The organism is Nitrospirae bacterium CG2_30_53_67, assembly GCA_001873285.1.
Lineage (GTDB): Bacteria > CG2-30-53-67 > CG2-30-53-67 > CG2-30-53-67 > CG2-30-53-67 > CG2-30-53-67.
The window spans coordinates 21,457-32,824 of record MNYV01000044.1; the positions used below are offsets into that span (position 1 = coordinate 21,457).

General features: G+C 53.3%; 9 protein-coding genes. 3 read left to right on the forward strand and 6 right to left on the reverse strand.

Going from position 1 to position 11,368, the window contains the following annotated elements; genetic code table 11:
- Positions 1-2 precede the first annotated feature (2 nt).
- Positions 3-2,159 carry an ATP-dependent DNA helicase RecG gene (locus tag AUK29_02555; GenBank protein ID OIP65529.1) on the reverse strand — a complete coding sequence of 719 codons (2,157 nt, stop codon included), beginning with the start codon at positions 2,157-2,159 and terminating at the stop codon, positions 3-5.
- Positions 2,160-2,229: 70 nt separating this feature from the next.
- Positions 2,230-2,445 carry a disulfide oxidoreductase gene (locus AUK29_02560; GenBank protein ID OIP65530.1) on the reverse strand — a complete coding sequence of 72 codons (216 nt, stop codon included), beginning with the start codon at positions 2,443-2,445 and terminating at the stop codon, positions 2,230-2,232.
- Between the two features lie 101 nt (positions 2,446-2,546).
- Between AUK29_02560 and AUK29_02565 the strand changes: the two genes are divergently transcribed.
- Positions 2,547-2,738 carry a 50S ribosomal protein L28 gene (locus AUK29_02565; GenBank protein ID OIP65531.1) on the forward strand — a complete coding sequence of 64 codons (192 nt, stop codon included), beginning with the start codon at positions 2,547-2,549 and terminating at the stop codon, positions 2,736-2,738.
- Between the two features lie 60 nt (positions 2,739-2,798).
- Here AUK29_02565 and AUK29_02570 read toward each other — a convergent pair whose 3' ends face one another.
- Positions 2,799-4,046: a hypothetical protein gene (locus tag AUK29_02570; GenBank protein OIP65532.1), complete on the reverse strand. Its 1,248-nt coding sequence runs from the start codon at positions 4,044-4,046 to the stop codon at positions 2,799-2,801.
- A gap of 81 nt (positions 4,047-4,127) precedes the next feature.
- Complete coding sequence (locus AUK29_02575; GenBank protein ID OIP65533.1) at positions 4,128-5,720, reverse strand: FMN-binding glutamate synthase family protein; 1,593 nt, start codon at positions 5,718-5,720, stop codon at positions 4,128-4,130.
- A 489-nt stretch (positions 5,721-6,209) separates the two neighbouring features.
- Between AUK29_02575 and AUK29_02580 the strand changes: the two genes are divergently transcribed.
- The gene (locus AUK29_02580; GenBank protein ID OIP65538.1) at positions 6,210-7,217 is read left to right on the forward strand and encodes a hypothetical protein; all 1,008 of its coding nucleotides are present in this window, start codon (positions 6,210-6,212) and stop codon (positions 7,215-7,217) included.
- A gap of 4 nt (positions 7,218-7,221) precedes the next feature.
- On the opposite strand, the gene AUK29_02585 is transcribed toward AUK29_02580, so the two are convergent.
- Both AUK29_02585 and AUK29_02590 read right to left on the reverse strand, forming a co-directional pair.
- On the reverse strand, positions 7,222-8,559 hold the full coding sequence (locus AUK29_02585) for a hypothetical protein (protein OIP65539.1): 1,338 nt from the start codon (positions 8,557-8,559) through the stop codon (positions 7,222-7,224).
- 110 nt (positions 8,560-8,669) lie between these two features.
- On the reverse strand, positions 8,670-8,864 hold the full coding sequence (locus AUK29_02590) for a hypothetical protein (protein ID OIP65534.1): 195 nt from the start codon (positions 8,862-8,864) through the stop codon (positions 8,670-8,672).
- A gap of 318 nt (positions 8,865-9,182) precedes the next feature.
- Between AUK29_02590 and AUK29_02595 the strand changes: the two genes are divergently transcribed.
- Positions 9,183-11,018 (forward strand): hypothetical protein, encoded by a 1,836-nt coding sequence (locus tag AUK29_02595; GenBank protein ID OIP65535.1) that lies wholly within the window; start codon positions 9,183-9,185, stop codon positions 11,016-11,018.
- Positions 11,019-11,368 lie beyond the last annotated feature (350 nt).

Here is an 11,368-nt window from a genome sequence, read left to right on the forward strand (position 1 = left end):
TTTTATCCCACGCGAATCAGTTCAGTCTTCTCTGCGTAACGTCTCCGAATCTCCGAGATCATACGCTGGTTCCCGGGCTCATGAAGCAAAGGATCCCGCTGGATCCGTGAGAATGCTTCTTGACGGGCGGCCTCCAGAATCCGGATGTCCCGTACGATATTTCCGATCCTCATATCCGGCATGCCCGACTGCCTCTTGCCGAAAAACTCCCCGGGACCCCGGATGGAAAGATCTTCCTCTGCGATCTCAAAACCGTTCGAGGTTTTTGCCATGATCGAAAGCCTTCTTGACGCCTCTTCAGTCATCCGTCCTTGCGCCACAAGATAGCAGAAGGATGCATATCCGGCCCGTCCCACTCTCCCCCTGAGCTGGTGGAGCTGCGCCAGACCGAACCTCTCGGCGTGTTCGATCACCATGATGGTGGCATTCGGGACGTCGATGCCCACCTCCACAACGGTTGTGGCGACCAGGATCTGGACTTCTTTCCGCTTGAAGGCCTCCATGATCTTCTCTTTTTCTTCGGGGCGCATCCTGCCGTGAAGCAGACCGACGATACGGTGAGGGAAGATCTCCCGTGCAAGATGTTCCGACATCTCCTTGGCGGCGGCAAGATCACTTTTCTCAGTCTCCTCAACCAACGGGTAGATAATGAAGGCCTGGCGTCCTTCCCGGATCTCCCGGTCTATATGCCTGTAGACTCTCTGCCTTTCTCTGCCCCGGACGATTTCCGTTTTTACGGGAGAACGTCCTGATGGCATTTCGTCGATCACCGAGCAATCCAGATCCCCGTATACCGTCAAGGAGAGGGAACGGGGGATCGGGGTTGCCGTCATGACCAGCAGGTCCGGCGCCTCTCCCTTTTGCATGAGCGCGGAACGCTGGATCACGCCGAACCGGTGCTGTTCATCAATAATGACCAGCCCGAGTTTTCGAAAAACCACTTCTTTTTGAATCAGGGCCTGGGTTCCCACCACCACGTCAATCTTCCCCTGCCGGATCGCTTCACGGAGGGCTTCTTTTTCCCGGCCTTTGACCAGACGCGAAAGAAGCGCGGTCTTTTTCCCGAGCCTATCAAAAAAACCATGAAAGTGGAAATAGAGCTGTTCCGCCAGGATTTCGGTCGGGGCCATGACCGCCACCTGATACCCGTTCTCCATGGCTATTCCTGCCGTGACCGCCGCAACCACGGTTTTACCGCACCCGACGTCCCCCTGAAGAAGCCGGCTCATCTGTATGGGCCTCCCCATGTCGCGTTTGATTTCAAGGATGACGCGTTTTTGCGCAGCCGTCAAAGGAAAGGAGAGGCTGCGGATCAGGTCCTTCTCCGCATTCGTGTTGACCTGAAAGGAAATGCCCCGGACCCCCTGGATTCTCCCCTGCCTGTGGATGGCCAGGAGCATCTCAAAGAGGAGAAACTCCTCAAAGATCATCCTCTTGTGATAGCGGCTCCTGCCGGCATTCAAGCTTTCCACAGAGTCTTCCGGTCCGGGAAAATGGAGGTTGAGCACCGATTCCCGCTGTTTCGGAAGGTGGTATGCGGTGACGATCTCCTCGGGGAGAGACTCCTCGATCTCATCGGCATGGGAGGCAAGGAGATCATAAAGAATGGTGCGGATACGGCGCTGTGTCAGGCCTGCCGTGGTGTGGTAAATCGGCACGATCCGGTTGGTGTGTATGGTCTCTTCTTCCCCCTCCTGAAGGATCTCGTATTCCGGGTTTTCCATTTCCACCGCATGGTTGAAGGTGTCCCGTTTCACCTTACCGCTTAAGATCACTTTCTGCCCGGTCTGAAAGACCTTTTTCAGGTAGGCCTGATTGAACCATTTGGCCGTCATCCATCCGGAGCGGTCCTCGATCAGGATCTGAAGAATACGAAACCGTTTTCTGGGAGTGGTGGTGAGGTCAACATTTTTGACCATCCCCTGTACCGTGACAAAACCCTCTTCAGGGAGTTCAGCGATGTGAAGGAGATTCCTGCGGTCTTCATACCGGTACGGAAAGAAAAAAAATAGATCTTCCACGCGATGGATGTCGAGTTTGGCCATCAGGCCTGCTATGCGGACGCCAACCCCTTTAACGTAACGAACAGAATGGGACAGGATGGAGTCGGAGGAGGTGCGATCTTTTGTGATCAGAAAATGGTCCAAGACTCTGTTCATGAATCTCGCTCATCAGCGTATGGGTTTTCTCTGAATGAATCGGCATAAGAAAGAAACCTAAAGAAATTATTTAAGAATCTTTGAACAAGTTGTTGAGTTCTTTGATCAATTCATTAATTTCTACACCGTGAGCTATCGCGCCCTGCTCAATGGTCTCGCCTGCAGCCCCCATGCACCCTATACAGCCCATCTCATATTTGGCAAGGACTTCGGCAGCCTTGGGATGGGCCTGAATGGCCTGGATAAAGGACATATCTTTTGTAATTTTTTGCATAACATCTCCCATCCATTCATTGATGAAGAAAAATTATCTTGCGATCCTTTCGGTTCTATGATAATTTTTCCAAATTATAATCGGTTTTATGAGTATATAAAAGGAGACATTCCATGTCAAGGAAATGTGAGATTTGCGGGAAAGGGCGGCTGACCGGCAACAATGTCAGCCATGCCAACAACAAGACCAAAAAGGTTTCTTATCCCAATATCCAGAGTGTCAGGGCTATTCATCAGGGAAGCGTCAGGAAGATGAACGTCTGTACACGGTGCATTCGTTCCGGCAAGGTCCGGAAGGCATCTTAAGGAAGTTTATGATCCGGTCCAGGAGAAGCATGAACAGGCGTTTCCCTGCATCCGGGTTTCTCAGGGACACGGAATAAAGGAAAATCCGGAAGGGATGACCCCGACCTTCAAATTCTTTCCAAATTGATCTTGAGCCCAGTTCAGCGCATCCAAATAATGTCCGAAAAATATCAAACAGGGAAATCCGCCTTTTGGAATGTTAGGCGTGATGAAGCACAACCGTCCGGTCCTGGATGCCTCGATGACTTTGTATGTGCGGTGTTCGCCGGGTTTCCTGAATCCATAGGCATCCGGTAAACCGCTCTTCTTCAACAGGCTTTCGAAATTCTTTTCAGCCTGGCTTTCTCCTTGGGCATTGAGGCCGGCGAAAACACAGATGATCCCCCCTTTCTTGATCAGGCGTTTTTTTTCCAGGACATAATTAAAAAGACGCGAGGCCTGGTACAGACTCCGATCCTTGGGGGAATCGCAACCCACGAACAGCAGATCGAATGGATCCCGGACTCTATAGGAATAGATCTCTCTTGCAGCCTTTACAGATTCTGTAAAAGACCTTCTTGCTTCTCCCATCGAGTAAAAAGCGATCTCCTTTTGCTGGTTGTTGACCAGATTTAAAGAGTAGACCGGGATATCCAGTTTTCTGCAGACCTCCCATAGAAAATGCTGAAAAGGGTTGGCACGGATATTCGAAACCCTGACCCCCTTCTGTGAAATGTATTCCGGCGAATGTGTATGGAGGATGGTTTCCTGACCCGCCAATCCGATAGCGAGGCATTTGACGCCGCCGCTGAACCCTGCATAAAGATGGGGCTCCACCACGCCGACGGTGATGATGACATCATAAGAAAAAAGCCTCCTGTTCAGGGTGGCGGGGACTCCATGTATGATCGACAAGGCAATGACTTCTTTTGGAGAGTGCTGAACGATCTGATTCTCCCTAATCAAGGGTTCTCCCAAAAAGTCCATGAGGCCGGTTCCGGATAGCCTTTGATGAAGTCCCAGAGAAATCATGAATTCAAATCCGCCGGTGATCTTTTTCAATTCTCCTGCAATGGGTTTCAGGATGGCCCTGGAATGGAAATCCCTGGTAGGGTCGGGAATCACGATACCGACTTTCTTGTTGGAGAAGGCGCTGTGGTTCTTCCTGAAAAAAGTTCTGATGGAGGTTTGCAGAGAAGAAATGGGTATGCCGGGCTGAGCGTCCTGATTATAAAGAAAATCAACTCGGGCCTCTTTTCTAAAACGTAAACGGATTTTGTTTTTTCCTGAGAAGACAAAGCATGAGCCGATATTTTTAATGTCAGCCATTTGAATTGACGGCGGCGGAATGAATCCGCATGGGGAAGATGGATGGTCCCATTCTCCCCATGCGGATTCAGTTGAAGTCAATCAGCCCTTGAGAATCTTCAGCGCCTCCTTGCGGTACGAATCCATCACGTATGGAATACCCGTGACCTTCTCGCACTCTTCGGTCAGTGACATGAGGTCGTTCCTCGTGATGGAAGAGACATTGAAGCAGCGTGCGCCGGCCATGATCTGCTGAAGGCCGATCCTGAGCTTGTCTGAGAAACTGACGATGCCGATGGCGCCGAGCGGGATCTTCTTGATCTCAGCCTTGCCCACCATCTCCACGACCTTTTCGTAGCAGACGAAGATCTCTTCAACGGTGGATCCGTAGGCGCTCACGGTCTTGGGCAGGTCTTTCTCCTTGATCCACTTGTCGATGTTTTTGCCGACCATACCCGGGATCATCAATGCCCGGCCCATGCAGACCGCCTTGGTGTAGGGGCCGCCGAGAGCCAGCGCCTTGAAGATGCCGTCTTCGGAGCTGAAACCTCCGGCAAAGGCCAGATCCGGGACCTTCTCCCCCTGCTTGTCCAGGATCTTTGCGAAATCATACGCGGCGGAATGGAGATAGAGAGACGGTATGCCCCATTCCTCCATCATCCTCCAGGGGCTCATGCCCGTGCCTCCGGGTGCGCCGTCTATGGTCAAAAGGTCAATCTTGGCCTTGGAGCCCCACTTGATGGCCATGGCCAGTTCTCTCAGGCCGTAGGCCCCGGTCTTCAAGGTGATCCTCTTGAATCCCAGTTTCCTGAGCCTTGCCGCCTCGGCATAGAATCCGTCTTCATCAATAAATCCCATACGGCTGTGTCGTTCGAATTCCTTGAGGGCGCCGGCCTTGAAGGCCTGCTGGTTGACCGGATCCGAGGGGTCAGGCGTGACGATATAGCCTCTCTTCTGGAGTTCGAGGGCCCGTTCCAGGGAGTTGACCTTGATCTCACCTCCGATGCACTTGGCGCCCTGTCCCCATTTCAGTTCAATGGTTTCGATCCCGTGCTTGTTGATGATGTATTCGGCCACCCCCAGGCGTGTGTCCTCGACATTCATCTGAATGAGGATCTCACCCATGCCTTTGTGGTAGCGCCGGTATGCCTCGATCCTGCGGTCCATGTCCGGCGCTTCTTTCACTTTTTTGTTCTTGTCCAGGACGAGTTTGGGGTCGATTCCGCAGACGTTCTCCCCGCAGACGATGGTCACGCCGGAGAGTGCGGCGCCCACGGCAAAGTGCTCCCAGTTCTTTCTCGCGATCTCCGTGGATCCTAGAGCGCCGGTGAACACGGGAAGGCTCATCTTGACTTTCTGGGTCCAGCCGTATTCGGTTTCGGTGTTGACATCCGGGAAACGCGCCGTATCCGAATTCCCCTTCACGCCTTTGGGAAGACCTTTGGCCCCCAGGGCATAGCCGTGGATATTAAGATGAGAGTAATCAATCGGGTAGTTCTTGTCCCCGCCGGCCGTGATTTCTCCGAAGGGGCCGGGATAGATCACTTCGCGCCCGCGGAACGTGGCCCTGAAAATTTCGCAGTTGCCCCGGCATCCGTCCATGCAGCGGGTGCAGATTCCGCTTACGGGCGCAACACTCTTTGAACGGTTGAACGTTAATGTCGCTTCGTTGGAATTGGGTTGTTGTAAGTTCATTTTGTTCCTCCTCCTATGTTGGAAATTGAAACGGCTTGCCGCAAGAGACTCTTGATATAAAACCTATCACCTCCTTATCGAATAGATTGAGTAAGAAGTCCGTTGATTCAGGTTGTATCCTGACCGGAAAATGCATCGTCAATTTTACCCGCATTATGCGGCAATGGATTACCAATACTATTAGGAAGCTGCAGGAGAGTCAATAAAAAAAGTCTGAAAAATAGCCTGCAAAAACCCTTATGACGTGGCAGGTCTTGGTTCGTATCGTCTTTTCGCCCCCTGGCCATTAACGGCAATTTTGCCGGATAGGATGTTGCTTTCGCCGGCAGGCTGTCGGCTGGATATGATGCCGATTCGCCTTAATGGAAGTTTCTTGCAACGATTCAAACAGGAAAGGGGTAGAATGCCCGGATCTTTGTCTCTCAAGGTTTGCGGCAAAATTTCCGTTTTTTATTTGAAAATAATCGCCGGATCCTGTATTTTTTCTTTATGAGTGAAAAAACGGAAAAAAAAGAATTGGCTATTCTGCGGCTCCTGCAGAAAGCACAAGGACCGCTCACCAGTTTAAATTTGATTGAGAATCTCCAAGCCATGGGACACGAGGTCAGCGAGCGGACGGTCCGATATTATTTTAAGGAGATGGACCGTAAAGGCCTGACCAAAAACCTCGGCAAAAAAGGCCGGATCATTACAGAGTCGGGCCTCAAGGAATTGGGCGATGCAAGGGTCTTTGACAAGGTCGGCTTTCTGACCGCCAAGATTGATCAGTTGACCTACCGGATGAGTTTCGATCTTCATAAGAAGAGCGGGACGGTCATTGTTAATGTCAGTCTCTTCCATCCCGGTCGGCTTCTCCAACTTTGCCCGCTGATCCAGCGGGTCTTTGATGCGGGGTATGCCATGGGCGCCATGATGGCCCTTTTCAGGCACGGTGAACGGGTGGGGGACATCATCATTCCAAAAAACATGGTGGGGCTCGGCACCGTTTGTTCCATCACACTGAACGGCGTTCTTCTGGCCCACGGGATTCCCACCCACTCCAGTTTCGGCGGCTTACTGGAGCTTCGAGATCACAAACCCACACGATTTGTGGAGATCATCAGATATGACGGGACCAGCCTGGACCCCCTTGAAGTATTCATCAGAAGCGGGATGACCGATTACTCCGGGGCGACCGAAACCGGGAACGGCCGTATCGGGGTGGGTTTCAGGGAAGTGCCGTCGGACAGCCGGGATCGTATTCTGTCGCTGATGCACGAACTCGAGGAAGCGGGACTGGGAGGCTTCTTGATGATCGGCTGGCCCGGACAACCTCTGTTGGAAATTCCGGTGATGGAGGGAAGATTGGGGGCCATTGTCATCGGCGGCCTGAACCCCGTCGCCATTCTTGAAGAAAAGAACATCAAGGTAAGATCAAGGGCCATGGCCGGCATGGTGGAATATGAGAGATTATTTCATTACGGTGAGATGGAGGAACGGATCCGGAAAATCATTTGACGGATCAGATCAAAAGGGTTGCCCAGAGATAGGCCGCGGCCAGAGAGAGGTAGGCCAGGAAACTCACGGCGAGAAGCCATTGCGATGTCTTCCCGGGACGGGACCAGGCCGGAAGGCCGGGGAGGAGGCAGCGGTAGTTTAGAAGGTAGAGGGCGGCGGGAAAGATGACCGTGCCGACGAATCCGATGACCGCGCTGATCAGGATCAGGGGTCCCGGCGCGTCGATCAGCATGGTGAGCGACGTGATGATCGTCAGAACCCCAAGGAAGATGTAATACCAGTGCCGCATGGCAAAACGCCGGCTCCTTGGAAAAAGGATATAAACAATATCCGCCTGGATGCGGCTTACGGCGTCCGCGGTGGCGAGCCAGGTGTCGGTGAGAAAGGCCGCGGCCACGATCAGGAAGATCACGCGTCCGAGAGGGCCCCAGCTCACCTCGAAAAAGCGGCTCTGCACCACAGCCAGTTCGTAATCCTGAGGGAGCAGTCCCTTGGGGAAGAGGAGGGCGTAGGATAGGAGACAGGTCATGAGGGTCGTGAAGAGATTCCCTCCGATACCGATCAGGGTGTCCAGAGAAAGAAAACGCTGCCACGACTTCCACCGGACTATGTTTTCAGGGGAATCGTCAGGCAGGTTCCCCCGGGTCGTGATGGTCTCCGGTTTGCCCGTGATGGGACCGGTGATCCGTCCGGCATGCGAGGCCATGCCGCTCCCCTTGTCTCGGAGCCAGTAGGAATAAAAGAGGATCCAGAACCCACCGAGCCCGGCGAAGGTGATGGCCGTCAGAAGTTTGGTGGCATCCCGGTTGTCCCAGGGCCGGGGGATCGGCCCCGGGGGGCCGAAGAGGCCCTTGAAGAATTCCGGCGCCGCACTTAAGACATCCGGCTGAAGGCATGCCCACATCAGTCCCGCGACCGTGATCAGCGCCACGGCCTTCATGAAGTTTTCGATCATGGTGTAGATCACGCGGCTGAAAAGAATCGCGGTCAAAAAAACCGCAATGGAGGCATAACCCCAGAAAAGGGTCTGGCCCCTCGGGCTCCAGTCATGAGGGAAATGCGTGAGCGCCGCCAAGGCGGTCCCGCCTGCCGAGGCGAATGCCCCGAACCAGAGAAAAGAAAGCGTCATCAGGATCCAGAGAAAAATACCGAACCACCGGTTCAGCCGGATGAAGCCGTGGAAGATGCTTTCACCGGTGAGCAGGGTATAGCGTCCGATCTCCAGATTCAGGGGATACTGGAGCAGGCAGGCCGGAATGAGAAGGAAGAGAAAGGTCAGACCGTATTTGGCAATCATATACGGCCACCAGATCAGTTCCCCGCTCCCCTGAGCCAGTGCCATCCAGATGATGCCGGGACCCAGTGCCGCCCACCATCCCGGAAAGAAGGGGAGGGGCTTGCGGCCAAGCGATTGGAACCTGTTTGAATCGGGCACGTGAAACCCCTTCGCTGTTATCTCCCCTTGAAGATGGATCCCAGAATCCCGCGCACGATCTGCCGCCCTATCCGGCTGCCGATGCTCCGCGCCACACGGAGATATCCAGAGGGTTCTGCGTTACAAAATAGATGCCGACACCCTTTGGACCGGATCAGGCGGACCACCTGCTCAACCTTTTCCAGCAGCGCCTTGGGCGCATCCTTAAACAAGAGATGCGCCTCATCGAAGAAGAAAACAAAGGGGTTTCCCCCTGTCCGACAAAAATACCCGGAGTCCCGGTCATATTCGGCGCCCCTTCATGAAGAGCATGGTCTATTCGAGCATAATTAGATGATTCTATTACCCTGTTTATCCCTGTTTGTCAACAGCTTTGACACGGGAATATCATGGTTGACATAGGGTCTGCATTAGTGGTATGAAAAGAATGGTTCTTTCGTAAGAAAGTTGAACGGCTATAGAAATTAAAAATAAAGAATCAAAAATCAAAATGACATTTCCCGATCAGGATATAACTGCCGGAGGTTCTCTTGATTCCAGTCATCCTTTTCCTTCTCTCCATCGGACTGCAACTCACAGCGGCCCTGTTTGCCCTTCTGCTGATCCGTACAACAGGCCGAAAGCTTGCGTGGATTTTTCTTTCTATGGCCATGGTGCTGATGATATGGCGCCGTGTGGTGTCCTTTGTTTCACTGCTTGCCGCCGGCAAGGCCATAACTTTTGAACTTCCTGAACTCATCGCCCTCATCATTTCCTGCCTCATGCTGGCGGGTGTCCTTCGCATCGGGGTTTACTTTCGATCCATCCGGAGAGCGGAAGAAGATCGCCAAAAGGCGGAGGAGGATCTGCGCAAGAGCGACGCAAAGTTCCGACAAATCTCCGGCCAGTTCCACGCCCTGCTCGATGCCATTCCGGACAACCTCACGCTCCAATCGCCGGATCTCAAGGTGCTCTGGGCGAACAACGGCGCGGCCGACGGACTGAACAAAAAACCGGAGGATCTGGTCGGCGCTTACTGCTACACCCTTTGGCACAACAGGACGGAGCCATGCCATCCCTGTCCTGTTCTAAAAAGCTTTTCTACGGGAAAACCAGCCTCCGAAACTGTCACCACGCCTGACGGCAGGATATGGGAACTCAGGACGGCGCCGATTCAAGAGTCCGGACGCGTCATCAATGTGATTGAGGTCGGCAGGGACATCAGCGAACATCGGAAACTGGAGGCGCAATATCTTCAAGCTCAGAAGATGGAAGCCATCGGACAGCTTGCGGGGGGCGTGGCGCATGACTTCAACAATATCCTTACAGCGGTTATCGGTTATGGACATCTGGCCCTTATGCAGACGGCCAAAGACGACCCGCAGCGGGTGAACATCGAAAACATGCTTGAGGGGGCAGAGCGGGCTGCCCGCCTTACCCAAGACCTTCTTCTCTTCAGCAGAAAACAGGCGAGCGAGCTGAAGCCTGTGGATCTGAACACCGTGGTTAGTCAGGTCGAGAAATTTCTAAAGAAGGTCATCGGAGAAGATATTGAATTTCAAACCAATCTAAAAGACAGGCCGATAACGGTCCTCGCCGACCCCCATCAGCTTGAGCAGGTGCTGATGAATCTCGCAACCAACGCCCGTGACGCCATGCCGAAAGGCGGTGTTTTTACCGTTCAAACGGAACAGATCAATCTGAACGAAGATTTCACAGCGTTCCACGGCTTCGGCAGGCCCGGCCGTTATGCGATGATGACCGTGTCGGACACCGGTACCGGCATGGATAAAGAGATGCGTCAGCATATCTTCGAGCCCTTCTTCACAACCAAAGAGGTCGGCAAAGGCACGGGTCTCGGCCTGGCCGTGGTGTACGGCATCATCAGGCAGCATGGGGGTTACATCAACGTTTACAGCGAGCCCGGCAAGGGCGCCACGTTTAAAATATACCTGCCGGCCATCGCGTCGGAAGTGAAAGAAGATAAAAAAGCGCATGAGGAGGGACCGCCGGCGGGGGGCTCGGAGACGATCCTGGTTGCAGAGGACGATGAATCGCTGAGGAAACTTTACAGAATCGTACTGAAGCGTTTCGGCTACACGATCATCGAAGCCGTAGACGGTGAAGACGCTGTGAGGAAATTTACCGAGAACAAGGAGAGCATCCACCTTCTACTGTTCGACCTCATCATGCCGAAGATGAGCGGTAAAGAGGCCCATGATGAGATCATAAAGATGAATCCCGGCATCAAGGCCCTTTTCATGAGCGGGTATTCGGCGGATATTCTGCAAAGAGAAAAGTTGGCCGGAAGCGGCATAGACCTTGTCCTGAAGCCTGCCACGCCGGATACCCTTCTGAGGAAGGTCCGGGAAATGCTTGACCGTTGATGAGTTCAATACATGATTATTATCTTCTCGCATCCCAGTTCCGTCATTCCCCGACCTGTCTGCGTGCGGACACGCACAGGCAGTTCGGATCGGGGAATCCAGGGGTCAAGGGGGTCAGACCTACAGTGCGACCGGGCAAGGTCGTATCATCCAGCGGGTGAGAATCCCGCCCCGGAAGGTAAGCCAGCCACCGGGTAGCGAGTCTTTGGAGGGAGGGTGGTAACATCTTTCTTTAAGCGTAAGATAGCAAGCAGGCAGGCCGTAAGCCGATTGGTTGAAGGGATTGAGCCCCGAAAGTGACGCGTTGGGAAGGACGACACTGTTGTAGAAGTGGAAGTCAACATGGGACG